General features: G+C 63.8%; 15 protein-coding genes. 12 read left to right on the top strand and 3 right to left on the bottom strand.

Annotation, left to right across the window (positions count from 1 at the left end; genetic code table 11):
- Window positions 1–124 precede the first annotated feature (124 nt).
- The 8 genes from NKH16_RS28750 to atzF are packed head-to-tail and all read left to right on the top strand — an operon-like array spanning window position 125 to window position 8,395.
- Window positions 125–1,252: a BMP family ABC transporter substrate-binding protein gene (locus NKH16_RS28750; RefSeq protein WP_352704022.1), complete on the top strand. Its 1,128-nt coding sequence runs from the start codon at window positions 125–127 to the stop codon at window positions 1,250–1,252.
- A 20-nt stretch (window positions 1,253–1,272) separates the two neighbouring features.
- A complete protein-coding gene (locus NKH16_RS28755) occupies window positions 1,273–2,397 on the top strand; it encodes an ABC transporter permease (protein WP_352704020.1) in 1,125 nt (374 codons plus the stop codon).
- Window positions 2,397–3,323 carry an ABC transporter permease gene (locus tag NKH16_RS28760; RefSeq protein WP_352569074.1) on the top strand — a complete coding sequence of 309 codons (927 nt, stop codon included), beginning with the start codon at window positions 2,397–2,399 and terminating at the stop codon, window positions 3,321–3,323. Before NKH16_RS28755 ends, NKH16_RS28760 begins: the two co-directional genes overlap by 1 nt.
- A gap of 14 nt (window positions 3,324–3,337) precedes the next feature.
- On the top strand, window positions 3,338–4,039 hold the full coding sequence (biuH, locus tag NKH16_RS28765) for a biuret amidohydrolase (RefSeq protein ID WP_352587282.1): 702 nt from the start codon (window positions 3,338–3,340) through the stop codon (window positions 4,037–4,039).
- A 10-nt stretch (window positions 4,040–4,049) separates the two neighbouring features.
- Window positions 4,050–5,582 (top strand): ABC transporter ATP-binding protein, encoded by a 1,533-nt coding sequence (locus NKH16_RS28770; protein WP_352748194.1) that lies wholly within the window; start codon window positions 4,050–4,052, stop codon window positions 5,580–5,582.
- On the top strand, window positions 5,582–6,250 hold the full coding sequence (locus NKH16_RS28775; RefSeq protein WP_352748192.1) for a cysteine hydrolase family protein: 669 nt from the start codon (window positions 5,582–5,584) through the stop codon (window positions 6,248–6,250). Before NKH16_RS28770 ends, NKH16_RS28775 begins: the two co-directional genes overlap by 1 nt.
- Window positions 6,243–6,593 (top strand): cupin domain-containing protein, encoded by a 351-nt coding sequence (locus NKH16_RS28780; RefSeq protein WP_352748189.1) that lies wholly within the window; start codon window positions 6,243–6,245, stop codon window positions 6,591–6,593. Before NKH16_RS28775 ends, NKH16_RS28780 begins: the two co-directional genes overlap by 8 nt.
- Complete coding sequence (atzF, locus tag NKH16_RS28785; RefSeq protein WP_352748187.1) at window positions 6,590–8,395, top strand: allophanate hydrolase; 1,806 nt, start codon at window positions 6,590–6,592, stop codon at window positions 8,393–8,395. The genes NKH16_RS28780 and atzF overlap by 4 nt, the downstream gene beginning before the upstream one ends.
- Before the next feature lie 5 nt (window positions 8,396–8,400).
- On the opposite strand, the gene NKH16_RS28790 is transcribed toward atzF, so the two are convergent.
- Together NKH16_RS28790 and NKH16_RS28795 are read right to left on the bottom strand one after the other, a co-directional pair.
- Window positions 8,401–8,958 carry a cytochrome c gene (locus tag NKH16_RS28790; RefSeq protein WP_352748184.1) on the bottom strand — a complete coding sequence of 186 codons (558 nt, stop codon included), beginning with the start codon at window positions 8,956–8,958 and terminating at the stop codon, window positions 8,401–8,403.
- A 17-nt stretch (window positions 8,959–8,975) separates the two neighbouring features.
- Window positions 8,976–9,518: a phosphatase PAP2 family protein gene (locus NKH16_RS28795; protein ID WP_352748182.1), complete on the bottom strand. Its 543-nt coding sequence runs from the start codon at window positions 9,516–9,518 to the stop codon at window positions 8,976–8,978.
- Between the two features lie 41 nt (window positions 9,519–9,559).
- Between NKH16_RS28795 and NKH16_RS28800 the strand changes: the two genes are divergently transcribed.
- Window positions 9,560–10,042 carry a DUF2127 domain-containing protein gene (locus tag NKH16_RS28800; RefSeq protein ID WP_352748179.1) on the top strand — a complete coding sequence of 161 codons (483 nt, stop codon included), beginning with the start codon at window positions 9,560–9,562 and terminating at the stop codon, window positions 10,040–10,042.
- 42 nt (window positions 10,043–10,084) lie between these two features.
- On the opposite strand, the gene cueR is transcribed toward NKH16_RS28800, so the two are convergent.
- On the bottom strand, window positions 10,085–10,483 hold the full coding sequence (gene cueR, locus NKH16_RS28805; RefSeq protein ID WP_352452335.1) for a Cu(I)-responsive transcriptional regulator: 399 nt from the start codon (window positions 10,481–10,483) through the stop codon (window positions 10,085–10,087).
- Between the two features lie 264 nt (window positions 10,484–10,747).
- Between cueR and NKH16_RS28810 the strand changes: the two genes are divergently transcribed.
- Genes NKH16_RS28810 through NKH16_RS28820 form a run of 3 tightly spaced genes read left to right on the top strand, consistent with a single transcriptional unit; the run spans window position 10,748 to window position 13,742 of the window.
- Window positions 10,748–11,815 carry a type III polyketide synthase gene (locus NKH16_RS28810; protein WP_352748174.1) on the top strand — a complete coding sequence of 356 codons (1,068 nt, stop codon included), beginning with the start codon at window positions 10,748–10,750 and terminating at the stop codon, window positions 11,813–11,815.
- The gene (locus tag NKH16_RS28815; protein WP_352748172.1) at window positions 11,812–12,525 is read left to right on the top strand and encodes a methyltransferase domain-containing protein; all 714 of its coding nucleotides are present in this window, start codon (window positions 11,812–11,814) and stop codon (window positions 12,523–12,525) included. The genes NKH16_RS28810 and NKH16_RS28815 overlap by 4 nt, the downstream gene beginning before the upstream one ends.
- Window positions 12,522–13,742, top strand: a complete 1,221-nt coding sequence (locus NKH16_RS28820; protein ID WP_352748170.1) for an NAD(P)/FAD-dependent oxidoreductase — start codon at window positions 12,522–12,524, stop codon at window positions 13,740–13,742. The genes NKH16_RS28815 and NKH16_RS28820 overlap by 4 nt, the downstream gene beginning before the upstream one ends.
- Window positions 13,743–13,822 lie beyond the last annotated feature (80 nt).

Genomic DNA, 13,822 nt, shown 5'->3' on the forward strand with positions numbered 1-13,822 from the left:
CCACATCGGAACACTCATTGATATTACTGAATAAATCTCATTTCTGAAACTGGCATGCTGATTGCATACACTTCTTTCATTGAGGTGTTAACCGGCCCCAAAGGCCCCACAGAGGGAGCATTCAATGTCCAAGAGATTCATGCTTAGCCGCCGCGACCTGCTCAAAACCTCCGCCGCCGGAGCGGCGCTCGGCCTTGCGTCCGCATCGTTTCCGATCAGCAGGGCCTTCGCCGCGACGGCCACCGTCGGCTTCATCTATGTCGGGCCAAAGGACGACTACGGCTACAACCAGGCGCATGCCGAAGGGGCCGCCACGCTGAAGGGGATCGAAGGAATTTCCGTCGTCGAGGAGGAGAACGTGCCGGAGACGGTCGACGTTCAGAAGACGATGGAATCGATGATCAATCTCGACGGTGCGTCGCTGATCTTCCCGACCTCGTTCGGCTATTTCGATCCGCACATGCTCGCCATGTGCGCGAAATTCCCCGACGTGCAGTTCCGCCATTGTGGTGGCATGTGGAACAAGGACAAGCATCCGATGAATGCCGGTTCCTATTTCGGCTATATCGGCATGGGCCAGTATCTGAACGGCGTCGTCGCCGGTCACACCAGCAAAACCAAGAAGCTCGGCTTCGTCGCGGCAAAGCCGATCCCGCAGGTGCTGCTCAACATCAATTCCTTCCTGCTCGGCGCGCGCTCGGTCGACCCGACCATCACCTGCCAGGTGATCTTCACCGGCGAGTGGTCGCTAGCGGTCAAGGAGGCCGAGGCCACCAATGCGCTGGTCGACCAGGGTGCCGACGTCATCACCTGCCATGTCGATAGCCCCAAGGTGGTGGTCGAGACGGCGGCCGGGCGTGGCGCCTTCGTCTGCGGCTATCATGCCAACCAGAGCCCGCTGGCGCCGGAAAAATACCTGACCGGCGCGGAATGGAACTGGGCCAAGGTCTACAAGATGTTCGTCGACGATCTGGTGGCCGGCACGCCGCTGCCCAATTTCACGCGCGGTGGCCTGGCCGACGGCTTCGTCAAGATGAGCCCGCTCGGCCCCGCTGTCGGCGAGGCCGCCCGCAAGCAGTTCGACGGCACGCTGGCCGAAATGATGAAAGGCGGCTTTTCCGTCATCAAGGGTCCGCTGAAGAGCAACAAGGGCGTCGTCGTCGCGACCGAAGGCCAGGCCTTCGCCGAGACCGCGCTCGAACTCGAAAGCATGGACTACCTGGTCGAGGGCGTCGTCGGTTCGACCGCCTGAACCGGATCGGAGACGGGGCCATGGCAGACACTGTCAGCACTGCGGGCGCACCGGCGCTGTTTGGCGCCAGGAATTATCCGGCGGCGCTCGAATGGGCGGCGCGGCGGGCGGAAGCCTTCGTCATACCGCTCGCGGCGCTGATCGTCGGCATGGCGCTGTTCAGCGTGTTCATCGCGCTGGTCGGCAAATCGCCGGTGCAACTCTACGAGACGATGTGGCGCGGCGGCTTCGGCTCGTGGTTCTCGATCCAGAACTCGCTGTCGCGGGCAGCACCGCTTTTATTGGCAGCGCTCTGCGTGGCGCTGCCGGCCCGGCTCGGCCTCGTCGTCATCGGCGGCGAAGGCGCGATCGTGCTGGGCGGCGTCGCCGCCGCCGCCATCGGCGTCGCGGCGAATGGCGCGCCGGCTTTTGTGGTCATCCTGCTGATGGGCGTGGCGGGCGCGGTCGCCGGCGGCATCTGGATAGGTGCCGTCGGCGCACTCCGCCACTACCGCGCCGTCAACGAAACCATCTCCAGTCTGCTGATGGCCTATATCGCCATCGCGCTGATGAACCATCTGGTCGAAGGGCCGCTGCGCGATCCGGCTTCGCTCAACAAACCCTCGACCGAGCCGCTGGCGGATGCCTACCGCATCGGCAACATTCCAGGCATGGACGTGCACTGGGGCCTCGTCGTCGGCATTCTCGCTTGCGTCCTGTCCTGGCTGTTGATCGAAAAGACGCGCTGGGGGTTTGCCGCCCGCATCGCCGGCGGCAATGTCAGGGCAGCTCAGGTGCAAGGGCTTGCCGTCGGGCCGCTGATCGTCGGCTTCACCGGGCTCGCTGGCGGCTTCGCCGGGCTGGCCGGCATGCTGGAGGTCGGCGCCGTGCAAGGCAGCGCCAACGCCTCGCTCGCCGCCGGCTATGGGTATACCGGCATCCTCGTCGCCTTCCTCGCCCGCCACAATCCGCTCGCCATCATCCCGGTCGCTTTCCTGCTCGGCGGTATCGGCGCTTCCGGCGGGCTGATCCAGCGCCGCATGGACCTGCCCGACGCCACCGTGCTGGTGCTGCAAGGCATGCTCTTCGTCGTCATCCTGTTCAGCGAAACCTTTTACGGCCGCTTCAAGGTCTTCAATCCCGATCTGTGGAAGAGAGGCTCCTGATGGACGCGACCGAGATCGGCCTGTGGGGCGTGCCGCTCGCCATTCTCGGCGGCGCCATCCGCGTTTCGACGCCCTTCATCTTCGTCTCGCTCGGCGAAGCCATCACCGAACGCTCCGGCCGCATCAATCTTGGCCTCGAAGGCACGCTGGTCTTCGGTGCGATGACTGCCTACGCCGTCGCGGTGATGACCGGCTCGCCATGGCTCGGCCTGCTGGCTGCCGCAGGTGCCGGTCTTTGCTTCGGGCTGTTCCACGGCTGGATCTGCAAATTCCGCGGGGTGAACGACATCGCCATCGGCATCGCGCTGATGCTGTTCGGCTCCGGTCTCGCCTTCTTCTTCGGCAAGCCGTTCATCCAGCCCTCGGCACCAGACCTGCCGGCCATCGCCTTCGGTGGCTGGTCGGATATCCCGCAGGTGCAGGCGGCGCTCAACGTCAATGTGCTGTTCCTGATCGGGGCCGCACTTGCGCTGTTCCTGTGGTGGGCCTTCCGCAACACCCGCGCCGGCCTGATCGTGCGCGTCGTCGGCGACAGCTCCGATGCGGCGCGCGCCATGGGCCTCAATCCCAACACCGTGCGCCTGCTTGCGACAGGTGTCGGCGGTGCGCTCGCTGGCATCGGCGGCGCCTATCTGTCGCTTTATTACCCCGGCAGCTGGACCGAACGCATCTCGTCGGGGCAGGGCCTGATGGCGGTGGCGCTGGTCATCTTCGCGCGCTGGAATCCGCTCGGCTGCTTTGCCGCGGCACTGTTGTTCGGCGGTGCGGGCGCGCTGGGCCCGGCGTTGCAGTCGGTCGGGGTGACGCAGGGCTACTATCTCTTCTACGCCGCACCTTACATCCTCACGCTCATCATCATGATCGCCACCTCGTCGCCGAACCGCTCGCTTGCCGGCGCGCCGGGCGAGTTGTCGATCACCAAATGACTGGAGTTTTTCCGATGAACGCCAGAGCCGAGATCACCCAGCGCTACATCGATGCCGACCCCTATCCATGGCCTTATAATGGCGAGCTGCGGCCGGACAATACGGCACTGATCATCATCGACATGCAGACCGATTTCTGCGGGCCGGGCGGCTATGTCGATCATATGGGCTACGATCTTTCGCTGGTGCGGGCGCCGATCGAGCCGATCAAGTCGGTGCTCGCAGCCATGCGGGCCAAGGGCTACACCATAATCCACACGCGCGAGGGCCACCGGCCCGATCTCGCCGACCTGCCGGCCAACAAGCGCTGGCGTTCGCGCCGCATCAATGCCGGCATCGGCGACCCCGGACCTTGCGGGCGCATCCTGGTGCGCGGCGAACCCGGCTGGGACATCATCCCCGACCTCTATCCGGCGGCGGGCGAACCGATCATCGACAAGCCGGGCAAGGGCTCGTTCTGCGCCACCGACCTCGAGCTGATCCTGCGCCAGCGCGGCATCGACAACATCGTGCTGACCGGCATCACCACCGATGTCTGCGTCCACACGACGATGCGCGAGGCCAACGATCGCGGCTTTGAATGCGTCATGCTGGAGGATTGCTGCGGCGCGACCGATTACGGCAACCATCTCGCCGCGATCAAGATGATCAAGATGCAGGGCGGCGTGTTCGGCGCGGTGTCGAATTCGGCATCCTTCGTCGCGCAGCTGCCGTGAGGACACGATCTTGAGCGGAAGCATCGGCAAGAAAGCCGTCGGCGTCGAGACCATCGGCATGACCATGCGCTTCGGCGCCTTCACCGCGCTGGACGACGTCTCGATCAAGGTGCCGGCGGGATCGTTCCATGCGCTGCTCGGCGAAAACGGCGCCGGCAAGTCGACGCTGGTCAAATGCATGATGGGTTTTTACCATCCGACCGCCGGCGACATGCTGGTTGATAGCCGCGAGGTCGCGATCGCCAGTCCGAAGGATGCCTCGGCATTGGGGCTCGGCATGGTCTACCAGCATTTCACGCTCGTCCCGTCGCTGACCGGCGCGGAGAACCTGGTCATTTCGCGCGAGAAGGTGCCCGGCGTCATCGACTGGCGCAAGGAGCGCGCCACACTTGCGCAATTCATGCAGCGTATGCCGTTCAAGCTGCCGCTCGACGTCAAGGTGGCGGAACTTGCGGCCGGCGAGAAGCAGAAGCTCGAAATCATCAAGCAGCTCTATCTCGGCCGCAGTTTCCTGGTGCTCGACGAGCCGACTTCGGTGCTCACTCCCAGCGAGGCACACGAAGTGCTTGGCCTGGTGCGCGACATGACCAGGACCGGCGACCTCACCGTGCTGATGATCTCGCATAAATTCCACGAGGTGACGGCCTTTGCCGACGATATCACCGTGCTGCGCAAGGGCAGGCTGACCGGAACCGGAAAGGTCTCCGAACTTTCCCACAAGCAGATGGCGGCGATGATGATCGGCGACCAACCGATCGCCGCACTCGACAGCCGCGCCCCGGTGCCGGCCGGCGCCAGACAGGTGCTGACGGTAAAGTCGCTGAAGGCGCCCGACCGCACCGGTTTGAAAACCATCGACATCGGCGAACTCGATGTGAAGTCGGGTGAGATCGTCGGCATTGCCGGCATCTCCGGCAACGGCCAGAAGGAGTTTCTCGAAGTCCTTGCCGGACAACGGGCGCGCAATGGCGGCGACGTTCTGGTGAAAGGCTCGCCCTATGGCGCCAGCCGCAGCGAGGCGCGCACGCTCAATGTCCGCTTCATTCCGGAGGAGCCGTTGCGCAATGCCTGCGCACCGAAGATGACGGTGGCGGAAAACATGGCCTTCCGGACCTTCGACCTCAACGAGGCCGGCAAGCCGGTCAACTGGATCAGGATGAGTGCGATCAGGGACTACGCGGCCCGTCTGGTCCAACAGTTCAAGGTCAAGACGGCATCCCTCGCTTCGCCGATTTCGTCGCTCTCGGGCGGCAATGTGCAGCGCGCGGTGCTGGCGCGGGAACTGACCGGCGAGGTCGATTTGCTCATCGTGTCGAACCCCTGCTTCGGCCTCGACTTCTCCGCCGTCGCCGAAATACGCGCCCGCATCATGAAGGCGCGCAATGCCGGCGCCGCGGTGCTCCTTATGTCGGAGGACCTTGATGAGCTGCTCGAGCTCTCGGACCGCATCTTCGTCATGTCCGACGGCGCGCTGGTCTACGAGACGCCGATCGCACAAGCGAGCGTGCAGACCATCGGCGAGCACATGGCGGGACATCACTGATGGCGGAGATCGAGGCGCTGCCGTTTCCGTTTGTGTTCAAGCCTGAGGCGATGGCGCTGGTCGTCATCGACATGCAGCGCGACTTTGCCGAACCCGGCGGCTTCGGCGCCAGCCTCGGCAATGACGTCAGCCGGGTCACGGCCATCGTGCCGACGGTGAAGAGGCTGATCGAGGGGTTTCGCGCCGCTGGCCTGCCGGTGATCCACACGATGGAGTGCCACAAGGCAGACCTTTCGGATCTGCCACCGGCCAAGCGCAATCGCGGCAATCCGTCGATCAGGATCGGCGATGTCGGGCCAATGGGTCGTGTGCTGATCGTCGGGGAGCCGGGAACGGCGATCCTCGATGAACTTGCCCCACTGCCTGGCGAGATCGTCATCGAAAAACCCGGCAAGGGCGCGTTCTATGCCACCAGCTTCGGCGACGACCTCAAGCGGCTTGGCGCACAGCAACTGGTCTTTGCCGGGGTGACGACGGAGGTCTGCGTGCAGACGACGATGCGCGAGGCCAACGACCGCGGCTATGAATGCCTTCTGGCGGAGGATGCCACTGAGAGCTATTTTCCGGAGTTCAAGGCGGCAGCCCTTGCCATGATCAGGGCGCAGGGCGCCATCGTCGGCTGGACGGCAACGACGGACCAGGTGCTCGAGGGGATTGCCAATGCCTAACCTTGCCTTTGCCGGCCTCCTCAATTGTGGCTGGCGCGGTCTGCCGTTCGAGCCTTTCCGCGATGGCATTACGGCGCATTGGCTGCTCAAGGGCGGACCGACGGAACCGTCGGTCGCCATCCTGAACTACCGGCCCGGCGCCGGCGTGCCGCGCCATCGCCATGCCGGGCTGGAAACGATCCTTGTGCTGGAAGGCACACAGAGCGACGAGAACGGCGATCATGCCGCGGGCAGCGTGATCCTGAACCCGGTCGGAACCGAGCATTCGGTGTGGACGAAGGATGGCTGCGTGGTGCTCATCCAGTGGAACCTGCCGGTAGTCATTCTGGGCGAGGCCAAATGAGCGACATCCGCTTCGACATAGCGAGCCTGCACGCTGCCTATCAGGCCGGCGTCAGCATCGGCGAGATGATCGATGCGGTCGATGCGCGGCTCGCGGCGGCCGATGACCCCGGCATCTTCATCCATCTGGCGAGCAGGGCGGAGTTGCTTGCCGAGGCGGAAAAGCTCGGCCCGTTCGATCCCGTGGCAAAGCCGCTGTGGGGCGTACCGTTCGCGGTCAAGGACAACATCGATGTTGCCGGCATGCCGACCACGGCGGCTTGTGCGGAATATGCCTACTTGCCGGCGAAAGACGCCACCGTCGTCGCGCGGCTCAAGGCCGCCGGCGCACTGGTCGTCGGCAAGACCAACCTCGACCAGTTCGCCACCGGCCTGGTCGGTGTGCGCACGCCCTATCCGATCCCGAGGAATGCGATCGACCCGAAACTGGTGCCGGGCGGCTCCTCATGCGGCTCGGCCGTCGCAACCGCGCGCGGCATCGTCTCGTTCGCGCTCGGCACCGACACCGCCGGTTCTGGGCGCATACCCGCCGGCCTCAACAACATCGTCGGGCTGAAGCCGAGCGTCGGCGCGCTATCAGCCGCCGGCGTCGTGCCGGCCTGCCGGACGCTTGACTGCGTCTCGGTCTTCGCGCTCACCGTCGATGACGCCTACAGCGTGTTCGAGGTCGCGGCGGCAAAGGACGACGCGGATCCCTATTCGCGCGACCTCTGCATTCAGGCTCTTGCCGCGCGCCCGCCGGTGCTGACGGTTGGCGTGCCGGCCAGGGCCGACTGGACCTTTTTCGGAGACCAGGCGATGCAGGCGGGTTTCGAGGCCGCCCTTGCCTCGCTGGAGACGCTGGGCTGCCAGCTGGTGGAAATCCCGTTCGCCGATTTCTACGCCACCGCCAACCTGCTTTACGAAGGCGCCTGGGTAGCCGAGCGTTACGCCGCGATCAGGGACTTCATGGATGCCAACGAGGCCGCCATGCATCCGGTGACGCGGCAGATCATCGGCGGTGCGCGAAAACTTTCCGCCGCGGACGCTTTCAACGGGCTCTATGCCCTGCAAGGCTATAAGGCCAGGCTTGCGCCGGTCATCGCCTCGGTCGACGTTTTCTGCGTGCCGACCGCGCCGACGCACTACACAGTCGAAGCGGTGCTGGCCGATCCGATCGTCACCAACAGCCGGCTCGGCACCTACACCAATTTCGTCAATCTGCTCGACATGTGCGGCATTGCCGTGCCGAGCGGAACCCGCAGCGACGGTCTGCCGATGAGCGTCACCTTGCTTGCCGCGGCGGGCAAGGACCATCTGCCGGCGTCGCTTGCGCGCGATGTCCATGCGGCAAGCGGCCTTGCGCTGGGCGCTACAGGCTGGCCGCTGCCGCGTGGCGACGTTCGCGTCGACGTGGACGAGGGCACGATCGAGCTGGCCGTGGTCGGCGCGCATCTGTCGGGGATGGCGCTGAACGGCCAGTTGCAGCAGCTCGGCGCGATTTTCGCCCGGGCGGCAAGAACGGCGCCGCTGTACCGGCTTTATGCACTCGCCGGCCAGTCGGTGTCGCGACCGGGGCTCGAGCGCAGCTGCAATGGCAAGGGGGCAGCGATCGAGGTCGAAGTCTGGCGGCTCTCGCCACAAGCCTTCGGCCGCTTCGTTGCCGCGATCCCGCCGCCGCTCGGCATCGGGACGCTTCTACTCGATGACGGAACTTCGCCGAAAGGCTTCCTCGTCGAAAGTGCCGGCCTTGCCGATGCAAAGGAAATTTCGCATTTCGGCGGCTGGCGCAATTTCATGGCGGGTCAGCTGCAGCGGAGCTGACGCTATCACTCTACCTTTTGCCTGAACTTCGAATGGCAGCTCGAGCAATCCTGCAAGATGAGATGCAGGAGGTGCTCCGCCGGCAATTTAGTGGGATCGGCTTCCGCGAGTGATGGTCGCTTGCCAAGCAGGCTGCCACCGCCCATTGCCAGGCCGGAACCCATTCTCATGTCGTCGGTGATATGCGGTGGTGCCCGCTCGGCGTCGGAGGCCAGGGCGCTGGCCAGCGTCCCGATGTGGCGAGCCAGCTCTTCGAACTCCGCGCGGGCGGGGTCGATATCCGGCTTGGCGCCTGAAGGCGCGCCCAATGTCGCGCTGGGGAATTCGGCAATCAGGGCAGGGCCGGTGCGGGCGCGGATGGTCTCGGCCGCCGCCTTGAAGGCTGCGGCGTCGTACGCCTGCTTGCCGTCGAACATCCCGGCGATCGCCTTTGCCGCCGCGGCCATTTCCTTCATCGAGGCCTGGCGAGCCTGGATGACCGCATCACGACCCGAATGGGCGGCGGCGAGCACGACAGAGGCGCAGGCAAGCGACAGGACCGCTATGATAGCTGCTCGTCTCATCGTTGGCACATAAGGAGCTAGAGAATTCTTGTGACCAGATTGTCCAGTCGGGAGTTCTCGCGATAGGCCAATCGGACCACAACGGCACCTAAGACGCCAGTGATGGCACCGCCTATCACGTCGGTGAGATAGTGGGTGCCGATATAAATTCTCGACCAGCAGATCAGCAATGCCATGATGGAGAGGGCCAGCGTCCGGCGCGGCAGACCTTGCATTGCAAGAGCCGCAACAACCGCAAAGCTGGCTGTCGCGTGGTCGGAGGGAAACGACCAGTCGGCGCTGGGCGCAATCAGCAGATGCGTCACGCCGGCATCGTAGGGCCGCAGCCGGTGGACGAATAGCAAAATGAACTGATTGATCGCCAGACCGAGCAGGAACGCCAAGCCGGCGGACAAGGCAGCATGGCGCACATGGTAGCGGTCGGCCTTTGCCCACCATTGCAGGGCAACAGCCAGCACCATCAGCGGAACGCCGATTTGTGAGACAGCGATCATTGCCTTATCAAGAAAAGGGCTGATCCCGGCTGCCGCGTTGATCCAGTGGGTTAGGGCTGCATCCATCGTTTCTCGTTTCCGCTGTTGTCGATCGCAAGGTGAATTTTGTGAAAGCAGTAGACGAACGCCGCATCCATCAGATTTTCGAGCTCAGCATCTGGCTTAAAGGGGCGCATGCCCTGATCGAATGCGTGGGCGGGATCCTGCTTTATGTCGTCACCACCGACGCCATTGCCTCCTGGGTCAATACATTCACCCAAGAGGAATTGATCGAAGATCCGAACGATTTCATAGCTGGCTATCTGTCGCAGATGGCAAGCCACTTTTCCGTCGCCAGCAAGGAGTTTTATGCCTTCTACCTGCTTAGCCACGGCCTGATAAAGCTGCTGCTCGTTGTCGGGCTTTTGAGAGGCAAGCTGTGGTCGTATCCGGCATCGCTTGCGGCGCTGGGCGCATTTATGATCTACCAAGTCTACCGCTACTCCTACACCCATTCGTTCGGCCTGCTTGTCCTGACCGTCTTCGATGCTGTCGTCATGGTGCTGATCTGGCATGAATGGAAGATCGTGCGGCAGCACAAGCCGGCATGACAGCGAAGTTTGCACGTCAGCCGCTCCGATTTTCAATCCACCTCACTGGGCGACGCCTTGTCCTGCCAGCTCGTCGATGATCGGGCAATCCGGCCGCTCGTCGCCGTGGCAGTGACTGACCAGATGGTGGAGCAAGCCGCGCAATCCGACCAGTTCGGCGATCTTCCTGTCGATCTCCACCAGCTTGGCTTTCGCGATCGCCTTCACGTCGGCGCTGTCACGTTCCCTGTCTTGATACAGCGAGAGCAACTGGCGGCATTCGTCGACCGAAAACCCCAGGCTTCGCGAGCGCTGCAGGAAGCGCAGCCGGTGAATATCGGCCGTCGAGTAATCGCGATAGCCATTGTCTGTCCGAGCCGGATGCAAGAGCCCGATATCCTCGTAATAACGGATCGTCTTGGACGGCAGGCCGGATTTTTCGGATGCGATACCGATGTTCATGGCGGAAATCTCCTTTGTCGGAGGAAATAGACCTTCCAGTAGATGGAAGGTCAACATGATGTGGCGATTTTGGATGCCTGACGCAACCGCCCGCCCGCTCCAACCGTTTGCCTGCCAACAGCGCACACTGAACCTTCGGGAAGAAATCAGTTTTCGGAAACGTTTATCGAACAGCGCTCAAAACCCGGTGTTCGACACCGGGCAAAGATGAGCAAGGACCCTCCGGCGGCACGTTACACCGTGCACCCGCCGAGGAGACAGAATATGCCCGTCAACGCCTATATCAACCGGATCGCGACGGCGGTGCCGGAGCACGAGGTTCATCAATTCTACCTGCGTTTCGCGGCCTCTATGCTCGCGGCCGATCGCCGGAGGATCTTCGAACGCATGGCCGATCTTGCCGGCATCGAGCACCGCTATTCCTGCTTTGCGCCGGCGTCCGACCCCGAAGGACCAACTGCCGACCTGGCCGGGACCTTCATCCGGGGCGCGTTTCCCGGAACGGCCATGAGAATGGCGATGTTCGACGATGCCGCACCTGTTCTGGCGCAAAAGGGCATCGACGGATTGCAGCTTGGCGACGACGCTTCCCGCATCACCCATCTTATCGTCACCACCTGCACTGGCTTTTCGGCGCCGGGCATCGATCTGGAGCTGATCGCGCGTTGCGGGCTTCCCGATAGTGTCGAACGCACGATGATCGGTTTCATGGGTTGCTACGCGGCGATCAACGGCCTCAAGCTGGCCCGCCACATCGTCCGCTCCGACCAGCAGGCCAAGGTCCTGCTGGTCAATATCGAGCTCTGCACGATGCATCTGCGCGAAACCACCGAACTGGAAAAACTGCTGTCGTTCTGCCTCTGGGGCGACGGCTGCGCGGCTGCGCTCATCACTGCCGAGCCGGCCGGCATCGAGCTCGATAGCTTTCACTGTCTGGTGGCGAGGGAACGGCGGGACCTGATGCGCTGGAACATTCGCGACCACGGCTTCGAAATGGTTCTTTCCGGCCAGGTGCCGGCAGCGATTCATGAAGCGTTGCGGAACAGCCAGGCCGCCATCCTCGGAGGCCGATCGGCGAAAGACATCGACCTTTGGGCCGTGCATCCGGGTGGACGTTCGGTGCTCGACGCCGTCGAAAGGGCCCTGGAACTGGAGCCCACCGCGCTGGAACCATCGCGCGAGGTGTTGCGCCAGTATGGGAACATGTCGTCGGCGACCGTCATGTTCGTGATGAAGGAGATGCTGAAGGCGCCACCCGGCCTGCTCGGTTGCGGCATGTCGTTCGGACCCGGGCTGACGGCCGAAACCATGCTCTTTCGAACGGTGTCATGAGCGGCCTGGAGCACCGGCAGCTTGCGCCGGAAATCCTCGACGGACTTGCGGCCGAAGATCCGCGAGCGCTGGCCGCGCGCCGCGACCTTCGGCGCATCAATATGCTGATGTTTCAGGTGCCGATCATGACGTCGTTGCTCAGGAGGTTTGTGCCAAAGCCGCCACGCCGCATTCTGGAGATCGGCGCGGGCGATGGCTCCTTCATGCTGGCGGTGGCGCGGCGCATGGCCACGCATTGGCCCGGGGTCGAACTGGTAATGCTCGACCGCGTCGGCCTCGTCACCGCGCAATTGCGCGGTGATTTTGACAGGCTGGGATGGAAGGCCGAAGGCGTCACCGCCGATGTCTTCGACTGGGCAGGAAAGATCGAGGGTGCGCCGTTCGACGCCGTCACCGTCAATCTGTTCCTGCATCACCTCGACGATGCGCAGCTCGTGCGTCTGTTTTCGCTGATCAGGCCGAAAGCCCCGTTGCTCATCGCGACAGAGCCGCTGCGGGCGAAACTGCCGCTGGCCGCGACCCGTCTTCTGCCGGCAATCGGCGCCAACGACGTCACACGAAACGACGCGGCGCAAAGCGTGCGTGCCGGCTTTCGCGGCAGCGAGCTTTCCGGTCTCTGGCTTGCGGCCAACGGCAAACCGGTCGAGGAGCGGCGCGCCGGCCTGTTTTCCCACATCTTCGTCGGCGCCAGTGCCGGCAACGACCCATGACGGGATTGTCGACCCATGACGCGATCGTCATTGGTGCCGGCCCGGCGGGCACCTCCGTCGCGCTCACGCTGGCCCGGCGCGGGTGGGTCGTGGCCATTGTGGAAAAGACCGCATTTCCGCGCCGCAAAGTCTGCGGCGAATACATCTCGGCAAGCAATCTTGCGCTTCTCGACCGGCTCGAGATCGGCGATGCCTGGCGTACCAATGCCGGCCCCGAAATCCGCCGCGTCGGTTTGTTTTCCGGGGAGACCTGTGTCGAGGCGGCAATGCCACGTGCAGGAGCTGGGCCTCGTGCGAAAGACAGCTTCGGCCGGGCGCTCGGCCGGGACATTCTCGACTCTCTGCTTTTGCAAGCGGCGCGATCGGCGGGTGTCGAAATCTTTCAACCTTGCCGCGCCGTCGCCATCGAGCCGGACGGTGAGATGCGAAGGGTGCGAATTCAGGCCGGGGATGAAGCGGCGATGTTGCGTGCGCCGGTGATTGTCGCCGCTCACGGCTCTTGGGAACCGGGACCATTGCCCAGCCAGCTCGGAAAGGCCAATCGCCCGTCGGACCTGCTCGGCTTCAAGGCGCATTTCACCGGGTCGTCCCTGGCGCCGGATTTGATGCCTCTGCTGGCCTTCCCCGGCGGCTATGGCGGCATGGTTTCGGCGGATCATGGCCGGTTGTCGGTCTCGTGCTGCATTCGCCGCGATATGCTCGCGCGGCTGCGTAAACAATATGGCCCCAAACAACGGAGCCACGTGTCGGCCGCCGATGCGGTCTCCCGGCATCTCGTGAATTCATGCCGGGGCGTCAGGCACGCCCTGGAACCGGCTCTCCTCGACGGTCCGTGGCTTGCCGCAGGTCCGATCCGGCCGGGAATTCGCTCGTGCTACGAAGGGGACATCTTCCGCGTCGGCAATGCAGCCGGAGAGTCTCATCCTGTCATCGCCGAGGGCATCTCGATGGCGCTTCAGTCCGGCTGGCTGCTGGCTTGCGAACTCGCATGCGCGCCAAGTGGCCGGGCGGGGCGCAAGGCTGCCGCCACACGCTACGAGGCGGCCTGGAAAAGACTGTTTTCGACACGGGTCTACGCCGCCGCGGCCGTTGCCGGAATTGCCCTTCGCCCCGGCAGCGCCACCTTGATGGCGGCGATCGTCCAGAATTTCCCGCAGGCACTGACGCTGGGCGCGCAACTGAGCGGCAAGACCAAGCCGGTTCCAGGCTTCGTCTAGAGCGGCGGACTTTCATGTGAGTCCATACCCTGCGGCTGCGAAGTAATTTCTGCATTCTGTTGGAGAGAAGAGATTGCAGA

Origin of the sequence: Mesorhizobium sp. M1307 (assembly GCF_040318155.1) — a bacterium.
GTDB lineage: Bacteria > Pseudomonadota > Alphaproteobacteria > Rhizobiales > Rhizobiaceae > Mesorhizobium.

Coding starts and splice junctions, on each gene's coding strand:
- NKH16_RS28750 (WP_352704022.1), top strand. CDS start 125: ATGTCCAAGAGATTCATGCTTAGCCGCCGCGACCTGCTCAAAACCTCC.
- NKH16_RS28755 (WP_352704020.1), top strand. CDS start 1,273: ATGGCAGACACTGTCAGCACTGCGGGCGCACCGGCGCTGTTTGGCGCC.
- NKH16_RS28760 (WP_352569074.1), top strand. CDS start 2,397: ATGGACGCGACCGAGATCGGCCTGTGGGGCGTGCCGCTCGCCATTCTC.
- biuH (WP_352587282.1), top strand. CDS start 3,338: ATGAACGCCAGAGCCGAGATCACCCAGCGCTACATCGATGCCGACCCC.
- NKH16_RS28775 (WP_352748192.1), top strand. CDS start 5,582: ATGGCGGAGATCGAGGCGCTGCCGTTTCCGTTTGTGTTCAAGCCTGAG.
- NKH16_RS28780 (WP_352748189.1), top strand. CDS start 6,243: ATGCCTAACCTTGCCTTTGCCGGCCTCCTCAATTGTGGCTGGCGCGGT.
- atzF (WP_352748187.1), top strand. CDS start 6,590: ATGAGCGACATCCGCTTCGACATAGCGAGCCTGCACGCTGCCTATCAG.
- NKH16_RS28790 (WP_352748184.1), bottom strand. CDS start 8,958: ATGAGACGAGCAGCTATCATAGCGGTCCTGTCGCTTGCCTGCGCCTCT.
- NKH16_RS28795 (WP_352748182.1), bottom strand. CDS start 9,518: ATGGATGCAGCCCTAACCCACTGGATCAACGCGGCAGCCGGGATCAGC.
- cueR (WP_352452335.1), bottom strand. CDS start 10,483: ATGAACATCGGTATCGCATCCGAAAAATCCGGCCTGCCGTCCAAGACG.
- NKH16_RS28810 (WP_352748174.1), top strand. CDS start 10,748: ATGCCCGTCAACGCCTATATCAACCGGATCGCGACGGCGGTGCCGGAG.
- NKH16_RS28815 (WP_352748172.1), top strand. CDS start 11,812: ATGAGCGGCCTGGAGCACCGGCAGCTTGCGCCGGAAATCCTCGACGGA.
- NKH16_RS28820 (WP_352748170.1), top strand. CDS start 12,522: ATGACGGGATTGTCGACCCATGACGCGATCGTCATTGGTGCCGGCCCG.